Consider the following 18,259-nt stretch of genomic DNA (forward strand, 5'->3'; position numbering starts at 1 on the left):
ACACCAGAAGGCATTCGTATTTTTTATATTGCCTCTGCCATATATGCCAATGCTCTTTAAACTTTGTTTACTGAACATCAGATCAGTTCCGCTGAGTTGCGGAATTTGTATTGGCTATTAGCAGTGGCTTATTTGCTGAATGAAATGGATGACCGATTTGAATGAGAATTCGACCTGCCGGATTACAGGCAGATCGAATTCAGGCAGACCGAATTCAGAGTGTCAGGCTTTAAATCGACTTATCAGCCCGTGCAGATGGCTGATGGCAGAAGCAATATCATCGGCAGTGGCGGCGGTCTGATGTGAGGCTTCTTTCACTTCTGCCGAGGCATCACTGATGGTGACGGCACTCTGGTTGACGCTCTCTGCTGTGCTGCTTTGTTCTTCGGCAGCGGTGGCGATCTGTACGCTCATGTCGCGGATGCGGCCGATGGCATCGCTCATGGCGCGCAGCGCACTTTCTGCCCGTCCTGACGACTCGCTGGTTTGCTGTGCCTTGCTGACACCACGCTGCATGGCCACGGCGGCATCCCGCGAGCCGTGCTGCAGATTTTCCATGATGACGCGGATTTCAGCGGTGGAGTCCTGGGTGCGCTGGGCCAGGGTACGCACCTCGTCGGCCACCACAGCAAAACCCCGCCCGGCCTCACCGGCGCGGGCGGCTTCGATAGCGGCGTTGAGGGCCAGCAGGTTGGTCTGTTCGGCGATACCGCGAATCACCTCCAGCACTTTGTCGATATCGGTACTGGCATTGGCTACCCGCTGGATGGTGTGGCTGATGGCATCCACCTCACCGGCCAGTTCACCAATATTGCGCACGATCACTTCCACCACTTCATAGCTGTCCTGGGTCAGGCGGTCCGTCTCGTTGGTTGCGCTGGCGGTTTCCTCGGCGTGGCGGGCCACTTCCTGAGCGGTCGCGACCATTTCGTTCATGGCGGTGGCGAGGGTGCCGGTTTCACTGGACTGGCGGTGAATACTGTGGTCGGTTCGTTTGGCCGCCTGTTGCAGCTCACCGGCCGACTGATTCAGCCGCATCGCCACCTGCCCGGTTTCCCGCACAATATCGGCGATACCAGCAGCAAAGCGATTGAAGGTGGCCGCCAGTTGCGCCAGCTCGTGCTTGCCTTCGGCAGGCAGTTGCTTGGTCAGATCACCATCGCCCTCGGCCAGTTCATGCATGGCGGCGATGGCCGTGCGTAACGGGCGACGGATACTGCTGATCACCATGGCAGCCAGAGCAATCAGTACCAGAATGATCAGTCCGGATTGCAGCGCCAGGGCTTCCAGCTTCTCCAGTGCCGCCCGGTTAAGGTCATCAATATAGATACCGGAGCCGATCAGCCAGCCCCAGGGTTTGTACTCGCGGGCAATACCGAGTTTGGCCACCGGCTTACCGCCTTTGCTGCGCGGCCAGTGATAGCGAACCTGCGCCATGTCGCCCTGATCGACGCCCTTGAACAGCTCCTGATTAATCTTGACGCCGTTCTCATCCTGAATGTTCATCAGGTTGGTGCCGAGTTTGTCTTTGGGCAGGGTGGGGTTGATGCGCATGATGCCGGTGCGCTCGGTGACGAATATATAGTTGCCGTCGGCAAAGCGCATGGCACTGAGGGCTTCACCGGCGAGGCGCTGGGCCTCGTCGTGGCTGAGCTTGCCGGTCTGCTCCAGCTCGGCAAAGTGGCTGACTTCCGACAGGGCACTCTGCACCACGAAGTCGATGGAGTGGATGCGACCGGCCAGCAGGGTATCGCGGATATTCAGATAGCTCATCAGGGTGCTGGCGAGCAGGGCCAGAATGGCCAGACCGAGAATAAACCAGATGCGGGTGGCGATCATGAAGCGTTGCATTAGGGCTGTCATCGTTGTTATTCCCCTGCACTGACATGGTAAAGACGCAGCTAACCCCAGAGCGGGGTCTCTGCAGCGGCAATGGCATGTACTTATAAGTAAACAGGCTGCTGACAGAATCGCACGTCAGGAATACACCGGAAGATGCCAGTTATCGGGCGGTGACAGGGAGGGTGGTCTGGGCAGTGAAGGCAGCAAAAAAAGCCCCTCACAGGGAGGGGCAATTCGCCATTTTACGGGACTTTCAAAGCAGGTAATTCATTAACGCCGGTACAGACAACTTAACGTTTACCCATGCGACGGATGGCATCGGGGGTGAAGTCGTTATGACGGAACTTCTCACCAAAGCTGAAACCGTTGCCTTCCTCGTTGGTCAGACTGCCGATCAGATAACGGCCTGACTGCAGGTCGTAAAGGGCTTCAGCGGTCAGCCAGGGTACCTGGGCATCGCGGTACTGGAACTCATAGGCCTCGGCCACGCGCCACAGCTGATCGCGACCATCGTAGTGATCTACCACGGCGGCCTGCCAGGTATCTTCATCAATGAAGAATTCACGTTTGGCATAGATATGCCGTTCGCTGGGCTTCAGTGTTGCTTCCACTACCCAGACGCGGTGCAGCTCGTAGCGGGGCAGGTCGGTATTCAGGTGACCGGGTTTGACGATGTCATCGTACTTCAGGCTGCGGCTGGCGAGCTTGAAGCTGTTGTAGGGGATGTACATCTCTTTCTTGCCGATCAGTTTCCAGTCATAGCGATCCGGCGCGCCGTTGTACATGTCGAGGTTATCGGAAGTACGCTGACCGTCGGTCGCGGTTCCGGGCGCGTCATAGGCCACCTGCGGGGCACGGCGCACACGGCGTTGACCGGCGTTGTAGACCCAGGCCTGACGGGGCTGGTCTACCTGGTTCAGTGTTTCGTACACCAGCAGGACGTTACCCACCAGACGGGCAGGGCTCAGCACTTCCTGTGTGAAGTAACTGAGGATGTTCTTGTCGCCATCCTGTACGCCATCTTCCATATAGGCAGGCCAGGCAAACTTTTCTTCCAGTTTGACCGGGCTGTAGTCGCCATTGGCCTGTACCGCAGCCTGCATCACGGTGCGCTGCAGAGTGCCGCCACGATAGCGGGTAATGTGGTTCCAGATAACTTCCAGACCGTTCTGCGGAATGGGGAAGGGCACCGCTTCTTTAAAAGTAGTGACGCCGTTACCACCCGCAGTCAGCTGAACCGATGTGGCGTTAGCTTTGGCGGCATCATAGATGCGCTGAGGCAGTGCCGCGCTGCGGTGGCTGGGGTAGATGTTCATCTTGTAGTCAGGGTACTTCTTGAACATGGCCACCTGACCGGGGGACAGCTTGTCCTTGTACTGGTCAACATTGGCGGCGGTAATGGTCAGCAGAATCTTGTCACTGGCATAGGGGTCAGCAAAGCGATCGCCGCTGCTGGCGGCCAGTCCGCCTTCCCATTTGGGGATGCTGCCATCAGCATTGCCTGCCATTTCGGCACCGATGGGGGTCAGGGAGGTTCCCAGTTTGGCCGCCTGATCAGCCGATACGGCAGCCTGAGTCTGGCAGCTGATGGCCAGCGCCAGCAGGCTACCGAGCAAAAGGGGCTTTTTATACTTATTCATTTTGGTGTCCTGTTACCTGCGTGGGCAGAGAGGCCATGGTAGCAGCATGGCCGTCTTTACATGTGGACTTTACGTTGGACGTCCGGATCAGAACGACATGCCAAAGCTCATCGAGGCGTAGTCACGATCCTTCAGGGTGTTGTAGTCACCACCGTAGAAGCGGTTCCATGACAGGGTGCCGTAGTACTTGTTCAGGTAGTCAGCACTGAGGGCCAGACCCAGTGATTTGGCGCCTTCGTTGAAGGTGCCACCGGGCTGTGGCGAAACACCGTCGACGTCATGTTTGAATGACAGCGAGGGGGTCAGGTTGATACCGGCAACGGCATCGGGGTAAGACAGTGAAGCACGCATGGCGTAGCCCCAGGAGTTGGGGGTTACGAAGCCTTCGTTGTCACCGGGCGTGTAGCCGTAGGCGCTGCTGCGGCCATACTTGATGGCGGAAGCGCTGTCATCCAGACCGTGGACGTGGATAAAGCCCACTTCACCCACCAGTGCCAGCTGATCGGCGCCGAGCACGCGATCAATGGTCTTGATGGCGGTCAGCTGTACCTGTGACACGTCAAACAGATCGTAGCCACGAATCACATCACCGTAATCAGCCGAGCTGACACGCTTGTCGATACCGGCGTTGATGCCTGCACCGCCCAGTGTGGCGATGGAGGCCAGCAGCGCGCTGCCGTTGATCTGCATCGGTACGTCATGCTTGTAGCTGTACTCACCGGACAGGGCGACTTCACCCACGGTGGTGTTGAAGCTCAGACCCAGGGTCTGGATATTCTCCGGGTAGGAGGTGAAGTAGGTGCTGTCCGCTGCGGCATCCAGCGTGTGCAGGGTAGCCACTGACAGCAGGCTGCTGTAAGTGCTGAACAGCGGGCTGGAAGGATTGCTGGCACCGGCTGAGGCCAGGGCAGAAATGGTGGCCTGCAGCTGCGCCTGAGAGGAGATCCCCCCGGTGGCCGCCTGCAGTACCGCGCTCAGGTTCGTGGTGCTGGGGTCGGTTTCGGTTTTTACCGCACTGACGACCGGCAGACGGCTGTGCAGGTTGGTGAAGTACACCCCAAATTCGGTGCTGTTCATCTGCTCCGCCAGATAGCGGAAGGCGACACCGAACTGACCGTCATCACTGGCTTCGCGCACGCCGTCATGGTCACGCTGAACCACGAACTGACCTGAGCTGAAGTAGGCAGAATCGTCTGCCAGCAGGGTGCTGTAGCCGGGCAGGGCAGACAGCGCCGAGTTGCTGCTGTAGACACGGATACCGTTACAGCCTGCGGCGGCATAGTCGTTGTCGGAGAACATGGTGCCGCAGCCATCGGCCACGGTGTGTTCAAACTCCAGCTGATAGAAGGCTTCCATGCTGAGGTTGTCGGTCACGCCGAGGTTACCGTACAGCATGTTGACCGGCAGCAGGCCTTCCTTCACTTCCGCACCGGGGCGGCGGAAGGTGTTGGCATCAACCGGGTTGATGGTGTTGACGCCACCTTGCAGGAAGGTGCTCTCACCCCAGCTCACCACCTGACGACCGAGACGGACGTCCAGCGGATGGGTGCCCAGATCGAAGTTACCGTAGACGAAGGCATCCAGCAGTGCCGCGCCAGCGAACTTGGAGTAGTTGTCGAAACCGTCATCGCTCAGAGGGGTGTTGGCGGTATAGCCGTTGCCAATGTTGCCATGGCTGCGGTTGCCGTCTTCCAGCTCCATGTCGTACCAGTACTTACCACGAACGAAGGCGCCGAGGTTCTGATAGCGCAGGTCCAGATCGTGGACGCCCTTGAGGATCTTGGAGAAGGTTTCTCCCTTGTGGAAGTTCAGGTTGCCATCATCATCGTTACCTGCACCCGGGCCGGTACCGCCGTTGGCTTTGGAGATCAGATAGGGGTCAGCATCTTCCAGACGCCAGCTGGCGCCGACGGAGATGTTGGAGTCCAGTCTGCCCTGAATTTCACCAATATTGAATTCGAAGGAATGAGCCTGGCTGGCAGCCAGCAGCCCGATAAGTCCAGAAATCGCAGCCGAAAGAGGACGGCGTGTGAAGCGCTGGACCCTTTTTATTTTTGTAGTCATGTGGCGTCACCTGCTTGGGATGTCGAATTGTCCGTGGAAGGGCATTCGCAATGTAATGAAACAGATTCAGTTTCATGCTGACGAAGTGTTGACTAGCTCCCCTGACCCTGCAATGACAATTTTGGCCAAAAACGCTAACAAAAAAATGCGGTGAGTATTTGGCGGAAAATGTCAGTCGTTCCACCGTGCCAGCAAGCACGCGGGCTGCAGCGGTGGTGGTGAATGTAAACGAATATTCAGGTCGCCCGCTGGCAGGTTGCCCCTTTGCTGACAATAGTGTTGTCTGTGTAAAGTAGCGGGAAAACAACAACCAGTCCCGGTTGTGATATCTGCGCTGCGCTGCATCAAAATCAGGCAAGTTGGCAGATTCCGGGAGCAACGGAGATTGATCAATGACGCTGATGCGTGAGTCTGCTGCCAACGACCGCAGTATCACCATTCCTGCCGGTTTTGTCGGTTATCTGCTGCGTCAGGTGGACAAGCAGGGCTACGATGTGGAGTCGCTTCTGGCGTCAGTCGACATCAGCCGGGAAGAACTCGACAGCGGCAATGAAATATCTGCCCGCAAGTTCGGCCAGCTCTATCAGCGGGTGATCTGGGTCCTGCAGGACGAATCCTTCGGCATGCTCAGTGGCGGCAAGGTGCCCAATGGCACGTTCCGCATGATGTGCTATGCCATCATCCACTGCAAAAATCTGGAAAAGGCCATCCGCCGCTGCAGTGACTTCTACGAAGTCTGCCGCGGCTCCATCATCAAACCGGTGCTGCTGCGTCGGGGCCGCTATGCCAAGTTCAGCTTTCAGCCACTGGCCTCACTGCCGGAAAACGCCCTGGGTGAACTGGTACAGGAAGAATCACCCCTGGTGATTCGCACTTCACTGTCGGTGTGGCATCACTTCCTCAGCTGGCTGGTCGGGCGGCGGGTGGAGCTGAAGGCGGTGTATTTCAGCTTCCCGGAACCGGCCGATGTGGATCACTATCGCCAGCTGTTTCAGGCTGAAGTGAAGTTCAGCCAGCACGATAACGTGATGGTCTTTTCTTCGACTTATCTGGATCTGCCGCTGGTGCAAACCGAAGAAACCCTGCGTGGCTTTCTCAAGACCGCACCGTTCCAGCTGCATGTGATGGTGGATGATGAAAAGAGCCTGAAGTCGCAGATCATCGCTATTCTGGGCAAGGATTTCAGCCGGGAATTGCCCAGTGCCGAAGAGGTGGCAGTCAAGCTGAATATGTCGATTTCAACCCTGCGCCGACGGCTGATGGAGGAAAATACCTCTTACCAGAAAATCAAGGATGACTGTCGTAAGGAGGCGGCGATCAACTACATGAACTCACCGCATCTGAGTATCAACGATATCGCCCTGCTGATGGGCTTTGATGAGCCCAGCGCCTTCTTCCGCTCCTTCAAGAAGTGGACCGGAATGACGCCGGGCGAGTACCGTCAGCGCGTGCGCTGGCAGGAATTCGACAAGCCAGCGCTCTGAGGGTGCGAGAGCGCGCTGAAGTTTACTGATACTGCTGACTGTTCTGTGGGGTCACCAGCTCGAACGGAATCCACTGGTAGGAGTCGAGCTTGTTGCCCCGCGCCATGCTGAGAGCCGCATTCAGCGCACCACGGCCCTGACCTTTGGCATCCTGGAACACGGTGACATCCAGCCCATCTTTAGCCATGGCTGACAGGCCATCGGGTGTGGCATCGATACCGCCGATCAGTACCTTGTGCGGGTCTTTGCCTGACTGCTGCAAGGCAAGGATGGCACCAATGGCCATCTCGTCGTTATTGGCCGCCACAATGTCAATCGGCGTGCCGGTGGTAAGCCAGTTGGTCATCAGGTCCATGGCTTCGGTACGGTCGTAGTTGGCTACCTGCTTTTCCACCACTTTCATCTTCGGATACCTGGCGACGACGTCTTCCACGTCCTTGGTTCGGATCAGCGCCCCTTCGTCCGACAGATTACCGATCATGATCGCCACATTGCCCTGATAGTTGGCCAGCCGTGCCAGCTCCTCCATCTGCATGGTGCCGGACTCCAGCTCGTTGGAGCCGACAAAGACCGTGCCCTGCTGCAGTTGTTTGTCACCGGGCTTGCGGTTGACGTACACCAGAGGCACACCGGCTTCCTGCGCCATTTTGGTCATCTTGGGGGTCGAGGCCGAATCCACCGGATCAATGATCACTGCGTCCACGCCTTCAGCAACAAAGCTCTCCAGCTGATTGAGCTGGCGACCGACATCGCCCTGTGCATCTTCAAAATGCACGGTAACGCCCTGTTTGGCCGCTTCATCGGCAATCGCAGTGCGAATCAGGGTAAGGAAGTTCTGATCGAAATAGGCCATGGAAACCGCAATGGTTTCCGCCATGGCTGTCAGCGGAGTAGCACAGACAGCCAGTGTCAGTGCAGAGGCAATGGCGAGTTTTTTCATAGCAGGACCTTGTTATGTTTATGACTATCCAAAATGAAGCCTGAGCCCAAAGCTGCTGGGGTTCCGCCTGGGTACAAGCTCTCTGAGACTAGCACGGTCAGCGTGCCGGAAGGCGTAGCAATCACCTCAAAAACACCTTAGATTCTGCCCGTGGATAACCCTTTACAGGACGCGTAACGGCACTGGCCCGCGGCTGGCATGGCCATTTTTGTCAGTCATTTCGAGAGGAATTGTTATTGTTCGTGCAGGGGCCGCTGACTGATCCTGACAGGCATCAAAACGGCGCAGTCTGACGAGGAAGCCTTAAACGTCAGCAGGGCGTCAGGTATGACGAGAGAACAATAATGAAAGACTATCGCTACCCTGAACAGGATATGCGTTTTGTGCTCGACGAACTGGTCGGCATTGAACGTCTGGCGGCCCTGCCGGGTCAGGAAGAACTGTCGGCAGAGCTGGTATATGCCGTGCTGGAAGAGGCCGGGCGCTTCGCCAGCGAGGTGCTGGCACCGCTCAACAAGGCGGGCGACCGGCATGGTTCAATCCTGACTGAGGGGAAGGTGACAACCGCACCGGGATTTCGTGACGCCTACCGCCAGTTTGCTGATGCTGGCTGGGTCGGCATGTCGGTGGACAGCGAGGCTGGCGGGCAGGGCTTGCCCAACGTGCTGGGGACCGCCGTCAGCGAAATCTGGCAGAGTGCCAATCTGGCATTCTCACTCAATCCGCTGCTCAGTCAGGGCGCTATCGAGGCCCTGCATCATCACGCCAGTGCCGAGCTGCAACAACGCTATCTGTTACCGCTGGTCAGTGGTCAGTGGACCGGCACCATGAACCTGACCGAACCGGATGCCGGTTCTGATCTGGCTGCCATCAAGGCGCGTGCGGTGCCGCAGGGTGACCATTATCTGATTACCGGGCAGAAGATCTTTATCACCTGGGGCGAGCATGACTGCACCGACAATATCGTCCATCTGGTACTGGCACGCATGCCTGATGCCCCTGCCGGGGTAAAGGGTATTTCGCTGTTTGTGGTGCCCAAGTTCCTGCCGGATGAGGCAGACAACTACAGTATTCGTAACGATCTGCAGGCCGTGGCGCTGGAGCACAAGCTCGGTATTCACGGCAGCCCGACCTGCGTCATGAGCTATGGCGATAACGGCGGTGCGGTCGGTTATCTGGTTGGCCAGCCCCATCAGGGCATCATCTGCATGTTCACCATGATGAACCATGCCCGGCAGGGTGTAGGTCTGCAGGGGCTGGGCATTGCTGAGCGGGCCTATCAGCAGGCACTGGCCTATGCCGCTGAGCGTGTGCAGGGCGTCGGTGCGGATCGTAAAACCCGTGTCAGCATCAATCAGCATGCTGATGTGCAACGCATGCTGCTGACCATGAAAGCCGCCACCGAAGCCATGCGGGCACTGGCACTGACCGCCTCGGCGGAAGTGGACTTTGGTCGCTCCGGGCCGCTGGCGGCCGAACATCAGGCGCGTACCAGTCTGCTGACGCCCATCGTCAAGGGCTGGATTACCGAGCTGGCGCAGGAAGTGACTTACCTCGGCGTGCAGGTACACGGCGGGATGGGCTTTATCGAAGAAACCGGCGCAGCCCAGCATTATCGCGATGCCCGTATCCTGACCATCTATGAAGGCACCACGGGTATTCAGGCGCTGGATCTGGTGGGGCGTAAATGCCAGAGCGATGGCGGTCAGGCGTTGCGTGCTTTGCATCTGGAAATGCAGGAAGACGTGGCGGTGATCCGTGGCCGCTATCCCCGTCTCGCTGCTGAGGCAGACAGCTTTGCCGCTGCCTTGCAGGTGGCGCAGCAGGCCCGTGACTGGGTATTGAACAACAGTGCTGACAATGCCGCTGCGGTTCAGGCGGGCAGTGTGGCGTTCATGATGCTGCAGGGCTACGTCACCGGTGGCTGGCTGTTGCTGAAGTCGGCGGCCTGTGCGCTGGAAGCTGCCAGCGCTGAGCGTCTGGAGGCAGGTTTTGCTGAGCAGAAGGTGCAGACCGCCTGTTTCTTCAACCAGCAGTTGCTGCCGCGGGTATTTGGCCTGTGGCCTGGCATTGAGAAAGGTTATGCCTCGTTAGCGGCACTGGCTGCGACGCAGTTTCCTGCCTGATATCACTCGTTATTGATTCGCTATGCTGAACAACCAAGGCGTAGCGAGCACCTGATCCGGCTTTCGGGATTACCCCGGAAGCCGGTAACGACTGTCCTGGTGACAGTCTCGCTCTGTGATCATTCCCGCATTCCGGGCCACCTCACCGGCCCGGCTTTTTCTTCTTGCCTTCCTGCTGTTCGATGTTATCTGTGACGGATGTTATCTGTGACGTTCGACGTTGCCTGTGGCAGACACTGCTGTTGAGACAGCCCTGATCAGCCGATAGCACACACTCACGTCCTGAGTACTTACTGGCCTCAGGGGTGAGCAGAGTGCTGGGCTTCACTGTTGACGATGACCGTGCGGTTACGGCCGCCGCGCTTGGCGTCGTACAGCGCGGTGTCGGCGCGCTCCAGCGCAGAGATAAAGTCCTCCCGCTCGGCGCTCCAGTCACTCAGGCCCAGGCTGACGGTCAGACGAATATGCTGGTCCTGGCAATGCACCCGCATCTTTTCCACTGCTTCTCGCAGGCGCTCGGCGACCACCCAGGCCTGCTGCATGTCGGTCTGGGTCAGCAGGATGACGAACTCTTCACCACCCCAGCGGCAGAAGATATCGGTTTCGCGCAAATGAGCATTACACACCGCGGCAAACTCCTTCAGCACGATGTCGCCGCTGGCATGGCCGTAGCTGTCATTGATCAGCTTGAAGTGATCAATGTCGGCAATCATCACGCACAGGCTCTGGCCGTGACGTTTTGACCAGGACTGCTCGCGGGCTGCCTGCTCTTCCATGGAACGGCGGTTGTAGAGGCCGGTCAGCGGATCCTTGGCCGCCATTTCCTGCAGCTTCTGCTGCAGATGCATATGCTCGTTGACGTTCTCCACCAGTGCCACATAGGTGCTGTCTTCACCATTGATGCGTACCGGGCTGATGTTCATCTGGGTCCAGATGATTTCGCCGCCGGCGTTAAGAAAACGTTGCTGATGGCTGAGCTTGTCGACGACGCCATCGATCAGCGCCTGATAGGTGCGGCGGGTTGCGTCGCGCTCTTTGTGGTGAATCAGATCAATCCACTGCCAGCGAGAGAGATTTTCTTCAGGGAAGCCGATCATCTGAGCAAAGGCAGGGTTGGCATCAAGGATATGACCAAAGCGGTCGAGCTGCAGGATGCCGAGGCTGGCATCTTCGAAGATCGCCCGAAACCGGGCTTCGCTGCGTTCCAGCTCACGGGCGGCCTGATGAGTCTGGGTAATGTCGTGAATGATCAGATACAGCAGCGGCTCACCGGCAAGAATGATCTGACCAGAGTTGATCTCCACCCGGCGAGTGGTGCCATTCCACAGCTTCTGCGTCACTTCACAGGGGTTGGCGCTACCGATCAGCTGCAGGGTGCTGAGACCTCCAGCAGACAAGTCATCCAGTGTCAGACGCATCAGGTCTTTGCCGGGGTAGGCATAGAACGCCATAGCCGCCTGATTGGCCATAACGATATGGCCATTGAGCGGATTGACCAGCAGCTGAATGGCCCGGTTTTTTTCAAACAGGCTGTAGAAGTCCTGGTGACCGCGCTTGAGGTTGCGATAAAACAACAGGGCCAGCACCGCGAGGATGATGGTCAGTACCATACTCAGGCCCAAGGCCTTGTACAGATGCTGGTATGGCGGGGCGGGAGCCGACCAGAGCAGGCGGGTGGGCTGCGATGCGTTGAGCTGAACGCTCTGGATGGCATCTGGCTCGGTGCCACTGCTCAGCCTCAGCTGGCTGAAATCGTAGTTGCTGGCCAGACTGGCCAGATAGCTGTTATCCAGCAGACGCCAGAACACCAGATAATGGAGGTGCTCGCAGCTGGCCTCGAAGGTATTGGGCACAATGGGGGCGGACGACAGCATCAGGGTTTGTCCGGCCGCCGTGAGGAAGTCAGTGCTGGCTGACTCTTGCAGGTTGCTCATCTGCGTCGCCGGGGTACAGCTGATCTGATGCTGGCGTACGAAGTCCCGTACCTGCCGCAACTGCTCGGCCGTTAGCGGCTGCAGACTATTGTTGAAGCGCTCGGCGAAATCCGGTGCCAGGATCAGAATCCCGCTCATGTCGTTGGAGCTGATGGTGTCTGCCCCGAAGGTCGACTCCAGCCAGGACGGATCCAGCTCCGGCTGCTGCATCTGGCGATACGCGTCATCCCAGGAGGCGTGGTCGTACAGGGCGCGGGTCAGCTCACGTTTTTCATTGTTGAGTGCCGCCTGCAGCAGTGTCTGTTTTGACTGCCGGTACTCATCCTGCATCATGCTGCGTGAGCCCAGCAATAACACCAGCATCAGCAGCAGGAAGCTCAGGGCAATACTGAAAAAAACAGCGACGGCCCGACGAAATGGAAGCATCTTGATATGTTGTCCTCAGAAGACCGGCGGTTATCGCAACAGCATACGTTAATTAAACAACGTTACCGCACCTTAACTATTTCTGACCCTGACCGGGCGCAAAGTTGCCATTGGCAGCGGCTCTACTTCCTGCATGGTGTGGCGTGCACGCTGCACCAGCTGGCGGTAGTCCTGATCCGCACGCTGCTGAAGTTCCAGGGTGGCCAGCGACACTCTGCCGCATGGAATCGCCGGATGGCCTGCCAGCAGCTGATTGGGCTGACCGCTGAAATTGGCTTCGACCACGGAGCCGGGCGATACCATGCTTTGCTCGGCAATGACTGCGCCGTCCAGTACGACGGCCCCCATGCCCACAAAAGCGCGACGTCCGACCTGACAGTTACACAGGGTAGCGCCAGCAGCGATATGAGTATCCTCTTCCACCAGCGTTCGCCGTCCTGCCGTGGAGTGCAGTACGCAGTTGTCCTGGACGTGGCTGCCGGAACGTATTTCCACGGTGCCCAGATCTCCCCGCAGGGAGGTGAGCGGGCCGATGTAGCAGTTGCCGCCGATATACACATCGCCTATCAGCACCGCGCTGGGGTGAATGAAGGCGCTGGGGTCGACGACCGGGATTAATCCATCAAATGCAAATACGGGCATGACGTGATTCCTGTGCTAGACCCCAGGGGTGATGATAACGACGGCTCCCATGATGCAGGACAAGCTCTGTGACCGTCGCAGGCTGTAAGCTAATCGGATTCAGTTGGTCGCTGTCGCCGAAGTCTTTGTCAGCGTGCTGGCAGACCCGCACTGCTGACCGTCATCCAGCTGTATTTTGCTGTGCCAAGTATAGTCTCAGTGACGTAAGGATGGGACCTTCAGGGCGCCAAATGGCGAGAAAAAGTCAGCATGTTGTCCAGCCCGATGCGGTGTCCTTCTATACAGGGAACATGGCTCATCATACGGATGCGGAACGCTGCCGGTGCTGTCTCTGCCATGGTCAGCAGCAACGGTTGGATGAACGACGGCTGCGATGGTTTTGTTATCCCGACCGCTGCTGGTCAGGCGGTCGGGTTCTTTCCCTACTACAGTACATAATCAACAAGAAATGGACTGCATGATTGAACCGGTACTGAAGGGCATCGGCGCTATGGCGACAGCCAGCTGCCCGGCATTTGGCCAGCGGCTGTGGGGCCGGCTGTCAGCCAGACCATCAGAGGGGCAATGATGAACAGTCGCAGGGAGACATATTCAGTGAAGATGGATACGGAACTGCCCGAAGCCGAGTTGTACAGTGTTGAGGTATGGCGTCTGTTGCATTCGCCGCTGCAGATCTGTAGCCCTGAGCAGCACCTGCAGCAGGTGATCCGGCGCATGTTCGAGTCGCGCAGCAGTGCCATGGTGATCATGGACGCGGGCCAGTTGCTGGGCATCTGGACCGAGCGCGATGCCAGCCATATCAGTCAGCGGCCTGATGTGCTGGAGGATCCCATCCGGCTGCATATGAGTACGCCGGTCAAGACCCTGCCACGCAGTGCCACCCTGCGCGAGGCCGGGGTGGTGATGCAGCGTGAGCGGGTGCGTCATCTGGTGGTGGTGGATGAGCAGCAGCAACCGATCGGCTTGTTCAGCCTCAGTGACCTGATCCGTCATCAGGGTGTGGAGTATTACCTGGCCCTGCGTGACGTCGACAGTGCCATCACCCGACTGCCGCTGGTGATGGCAGCGACCACACCGGCCATCGATGCTTTCCGGCTGATGTATTCCCAGTTGCGCGACGCCATGCTGGTGGAGTTTGATGACGGCGTCATGGGTATTGCCACTGAGCATGACTGGGTGCGCCTGCTGGTGAACGGTGAGATTCAGCGGCCGATTGGTGAGCTGATTCCGCGTCAGGTGGAAACCGTATCGTCAGGGACGCCGCTGCTGATGGCGCGCAACCTGATGGAAAGCCGTGGCTTCCGGCATGTCGGCATCACCACCACCAGTGGACAGGTCAAGGCGATTCTGTCTTACGGCGATATTCTCAGCAGCATTGAATACACCTACGTCAATCGGCTGCAGTCAGCACTGGATCAGCGCAATCAGGCCCTGCGTGAATCCATGGAGCATCTGCGCCTCGCTCAGAAAGTGATCGAGGCTTCACTGGATGCCATCATCGTCACCGATGCCGATGGCATCATCCGTTCGGTCAATCCCAGTTTCAGTGCTGTCACCGGCTACTCCGCCGAAGAGGCCATTGGCCGATCGCCCTCCATGCTCAGCTCGGGCCGCCATGATCAGGCGTTCTACAATGAAATGTGGTCGACCCTGCGCAGCAAGGGCAGCTGGCAGGGTGAGATCTGGAATAAACGCAAGAACGGTCAGGTGTTCCCGGAGTGGATCACCATCACCGCCATCACGGATGAGCTGGGCGAGGTCAGGCAGTACGCCGCCATCTTCAGTGACATCTCCGACCGTAAGCAGCGGGAGGAGCAGATCAAGCGACTGGCCTACTTCGATGAGCTGACCGGGCTGGCTAACCGTCGTTTGTTTCAGGACCGGCTGGAACGGGCGATTGCTAATGCCCATCGCCATCAGCACCGGCTGGGGGTGTTCTTCCTCGATCTGGACATGTTCAAGCGCATCAATGACAGCCTGGGCCACAGTGTCGGTGATCAGGTACTCAAGCTGGTGGCCGAGCGGCTGCAGGGGTGTCTGCGGGAGGGCGATACGGCAGCGCGTCTGGGCGGCGATGAATTTACCGTGCTGGTGCCTGAGGTGGCGTCCGACTACGAGCTGGAGGGGCTGGCCAGTCGCCTGCTGAAAGTGTTGTCTGTGCCGCTGCAGGTGGGTGAGCACGAGTTGCATATCTCTACCAGTATTGGCATTGCCTGCTATCCCGATGATGGCGAGACTGTTGAGCTGCTGCTCAAGCGGGCAGACACCGCGATGTATCGCTCCAAGGATGATGGCCGTAACAGTTACAACCTGTTCCGCCGGCCACTGGAGGAGGAGTCTCACGCGCGTCTGAACATGGAGTCCGAGCTGCGGGCGGCGCTGAGGCAGGGGGAATTCCGGCTGTTCTTTCAGCCGCGCATCAGCCTCGACAGCAACGAGGTGACCGGCTTCGAGGCGCTGATTCGCTGGCCCTGTGTACAGGGCATGATTTCACCGGGGCAATTCCTGCCGCTGGCTCAGCAACTGGGGCTGATGCCCAACATTACCCAGTGGGTGCTGAACGAGGCATGCCGGCAGTTGCGTGCCTGGCAGAAGGAGGGGCGGCGAGTGGTGCCGGTGGCGATCAATCTGTCGGTTGCTGATCTGCATGGTGGCAGTCTGGTACACAGTATTCAGCGGGCACTGGATCACTATCATCTGGCACCGGAGCTGCTGGAAATTGAGATCACTGAGAACAGTTTCATTCCGGAAAAGTCGACGCTGGCACTGCAACGTCTGCATGCCCTGCGCAACTTGGGTCTGGGGATCGCTATCGATGACTTTGGCACCGGTTACTCCTGCCTGAGCTATCTCAAGCGTCTGCCGCTGGATTACCTGAAAATTGATGCCAGCTTTGTCCGTGGCCTGCCTGCTGATGACAATGACGTGCAGCTCACCACCTCGCTGATCAATCTGGCCCATGGTCTGGGCCTGAAGGTGATTGCTGAAGGCGTGGAGCGCCAGCAGCAGCGGGATTTTCTGCTGGCGGCGCAATGCGATGAGGTGCAGGGCTTCTGGTTCTCCGAACCGCTGCCCAGTGAGCAGGCGGCAGCGTGGTTGCCATTGCGGCGTTAGCAGGGGCCACGCGGTAAGGTGGCAGGCCGTTACCAGGCAAAACTAAGCTGCTGCGGTTGCTGGGTGGTTGCTGCCGCCTTGAGTCTGACACCCACGCCGATCAGGCGTACTGGCCGCAGACCGCGTTGCCAGGCGGCGGTCAGCAGGCTGGCGTAATCGCTGTCGGGGCGCTGCAGGTGGCGCTCTACGGTGGTCTGCTGAAAGTCGTGGAACTTCATCTTCACCACCCGCCCCTGAATCTGCTCCAGCAGCTGACGGCGGGCCAGTCGCTGCTGCAGTTCTTCCTCCAGCCGCGGTAACTGCGCCAGGCAGCTGGCAAGGTCCGGCAGATCCTGATCGTAGGTATGTTCTACACTCAGGGATAACCGCTCTTCACGTGCTTCCACCGGGCGCTGATCTTCACCGCGGCTGAGGCGATACAACTGCAGACCGAAGCGGCCGAAGCGCTCCTGCAGCTGCTGTGCGGACCAGCCTTGCACGTCCGCACAGGTGAATAGCCCCAGCTCGTGCATACGGGCGGCCGTCACCTTCCCCACGCCCCAGATTTTTTCCACCGGCAATGGCAGCACAAAGCTTTCCACCTCATGGGGAGGGATGACTTTCATGCCGTCCGGCTTGTGCCAGTCGCTGGCAATTTTGGCCAGAAACTTGTTCGGTGCCACCCCGGCAGAGACGGTAATGCCCAGCTCATTGCGCACCCGTTCGCGGATATGGCTGGCAATGCGGGTAGCGCTGCCCTGAAAGGCGTCGCTGCTGCTGACGTCGATAAAGGCTTCATCCAGCGACAGCGGCTCCACGTGATCACTGAACTCCGCCAGAATGGCCATAAAGGCCCTGCTGACATCACGGTACTTGGTCATGTTGCCGGGAATCAGGGTGAGATTGGGACACAGTCGCAGCGCGTGGGAGGACGGCATTGCCGAACGCACGCCAAACTTGCGGGCCGGGTAGTTGCAGGTGGCGATGACCCCGCGCTTGTCCGGGCGACCGCCAATGGCCAGCGGAATATCGCGGTAGGGCGGATGGTCACGCATCTCCACGGCGGCATAGAAGCAGTCACAGTCAAAGTGAATGATCTTGCGCTGGTGCTGAGCTGGAACGGCTGAGTCGTTATCGACGGACATAGTGGCGACCGCTGTGGTCTGATCTTGACGAAGTACTGGATTTTAATACAGTGCTTGCTCACTGTCTGCTCAGGAAATGATTGTGGCCCGTACTCAGCGCTTGTTTACCCTGATGCAAATCCTGCGTCGCCATCGCTATCCGGTGACGGCGCAGGTGCTGGCGCAGGAGCTGGAAGTCAGCGTGCGCACGCTGTACCGCGATATCGCCACGCTGCAGGCGCAGGGGGCCCACATCGAGGGGGAAGCGGGTCTGGGTTATGTGCTACGCCCGGATTTCGTACTGCCGCCGCTGATGTTCTCGCAGGAGGAAATTGAGGCACTGGTGCTGGGGGCGCGCTGGGTCGGCAGCCATACCGACAAGCCATTGGGGCAGGCGGCGACCGATGCACTGGCCAAAATAGCCGCAGTCTTACCGGCCGAGGCACGTCACTTACTTGATTCCACCACGCTGCTGATCCCGGCACGGCAGCAGGATGACCGCTGGCAGGCGGAGTTGCGGCAGGCGATGCGGGCTGAGCGCAAGGTGCTGGTGGACTACGCGGATGCGCAGGGGCGGGCCAGCCAGCGCATACTCTGGCCCTTTGCCCTGGGGTATTTCGAGCAGGTCCGGGTGGTGGTGGCCTGGTGTGAACTGCGTCAGGATTTCCGCCATTTCCGGGTAGACCGCATCCTGTCACTGCAGTTGCAGAACGATCATTTCCCTCAGCGTCGGGCCAACCTGCTGGCACAGTGGCGGGCAGAGCATCTGTACAGACCACAGCAGCGCGAGCAGGTCCGTGTAGATGAGACTGCCGATGATCAGAACACTGAGCAGCAGGCCGGGCAGGGATAAGGGCACTATCAGCGCTGTGCGGGGAACGATGCGGCTACTGACAAAAACTGACAGTCACCCCGCCTAGGATGCAGGGCAGCGGACAGGCCAT

General features: G+C 58.6%; 11 protein-coding genes. 4 read left to right on the plus strand and 7 right to left on the minus strand.

Features of this window, described 5'->3' with window-relative positions; translation table 11 throughout:
- Positions 1-222: 222 nt before the first annotated feature.
- The 3 genes from QCD60_RS15240 to QCD60_RS15250 all read right to left on the minus strand — a co-directional run bounded on the left by QCD60_RS15240 (position 223) and on the right by QCD60_RS15250 (position 5,546).
- On the minus strand, positions 223-1,863 hold the full coding sequence (locus QCD60_RS15240) for a methyl-accepting chemotaxis protein (RefSeq protein WP_279786708.1): 1,641 nt from the start codon (positions 1,861-1,863) through the stop codon (positions 223-225).
- A 269-nt stretch (positions 1,864-2,132) separates the two neighbouring features.
- Positions 2,133-3,482 carry a DUF1329 domain-containing protein gene (locus tag QCD60_RS15245; protein ID WP_279786710.1) on the minus strand — a complete coding sequence of 450 codons (1,350 nt, stop codon included), beginning with the start codon at positions 3,480-3,482 and terminating at the stop codon, positions 2,133-2,135.
- Positions 3,483-3,569: 87 nt separating this feature from the next.
- The gene (locus QCD60_RS15250; RefSeq protein ID WP_279786712.1) at positions 3,570-5,546 is read right to left on the minus strand and encodes a DUF1302 domain-containing protein; all 1,977 of its coding nucleotides are present in this window, start codon (positions 5,544-5,546) and stop codon (positions 3,570-3,572) included.
- A gap of 392 nt (positions 5,547-5,938) precedes the next feature.
- Here QCD60_RS15250 and QCD60_RS15255 point away from each other — a divergent pair, with 392 nt between their 5' ends.
- Positions 5,939-7,030 carry an AraC family transcriptional regulator gene (locus QCD60_RS15255; RefSeq protein ID WP_279786714.1) on the plus strand — a complete coding sequence of 364 codons (1,092 nt, stop codon included), beginning with the start codon at positions 5,939-5,941 and terminating at the stop codon, positions 7,028-7,030.
- A 22-nt stretch (positions 7,031-7,052) separates the two neighbouring features.
- Here the strand turns inward: QCD60_RS15255 and QCD60_RS15260 are convergent, their stop codons facing one another.
- Positions 7,053-7,970 carry a sugar ABC transporter substrate-binding protein gene (locus QCD60_RS15260; protein ID WP_279786716.1) on the minus strand — a complete coding sequence of 306 codons (918 nt, stop codon included), beginning with the start codon at positions 7,968-7,970 and terminating at the stop codon, positions 7,053-7,055.
- A gap of 344 nt (positions 7,971-8,314) precedes the next feature.
- Between QCD60_RS15260 and QCD60_RS15265 the strand changes: the two genes are divergently transcribed.
- Entirely contained in the window at positions 8,315-10,096 is a 1,782-nt protein-coding gene (locus tag QCD60_RS15265; protein ID WP_279786718.1) for an acyl-CoA dehydrogenase, read from the plus strand.
- 299 nt (positions 10,097-10,395) lie between these two features.
- On the opposite strand, the gene QCD60_RS15270 is transcribed toward QCD60_RS15265, so the two are convergent.
- Both QCD60_RS15270 and QCD60_RS15275 read right to left on the minus strand, forming a co-directional pair.
- Positions 10,396-12,456 (minus strand): diguanylate cyclase, encoded by a 2,061-nt coding sequence (locus QCD60_RS15270; RefSeq protein ID WP_279786720.1) that lies wholly within the window; start codon positions 12,454-12,456, stop codon positions 10,396-10,398.
- Positions 12,457-12,528: 72 nt separating this feature from the next.
- A complete protein-coding gene (locus QCD60_RS15275; protein ID WP_104154477.1) occupies positions 12,529-13,098 on the minus strand; it encodes a phenylacetic acid degradation protein PaaY in 570 nt (189 codons plus the stop codon).
- 600 nt (positions 13,099-13,698) lie between these two features.
- On the opposite strand from QCD60_RS15275, the gene QCD60_RS15280 reads away from it, so the two are divergent.
- Positions 13,699-16,212 (plus strand): EAL domain-containing protein, encoded by a 2,514-nt coding sequence (locus QCD60_RS15280; protein ID WP_279787928.1) that lies wholly within the window; start codon positions 13,699-13,701, stop codon positions 16,210-16,212.
- 29 nt (positions 16,213-16,241) lie between these two features.
- On the opposite strand, the gene dinB is transcribed toward QCD60_RS15280, so the two are convergent.
- Positions 16,242-17,336: a DNA polymerase IV gene (dinB, locus tag QCD60_RS15285; protein WP_279786724.1), complete on the minus strand. Its 1,095-nt coding sequence runs from the start codon at positions 17,334-17,336 to the stop codon at positions 16,242-16,244.
- Positions 17,337-17,418: 82 nt separating this feature from the next.
- On the opposite strand from dinB, the gene QCD60_RS15290 reads away from it, so the two are divergent.
- Positions 17,419-18,168 (plus strand): YafY family protein, encoded by a 750-nt coding sequence (locus QCD60_RS15290; RefSeq protein ID WP_279786726.1) that lies wholly within the window; start codon positions 17,419-17,421, stop codon positions 18,166-18,168.
- Positions 18,169-18,259 lie beyond the last annotated feature (91 nt).

This window comes from Pokkaliibacter sp. MBI-7 (assembly GCF_029846635.1).
GTDB lineage: Bacteria > Pseudomonadota > Gammaproteobacteria > Pseudomonadales > Balneatricaceae > Pokkaliibacter.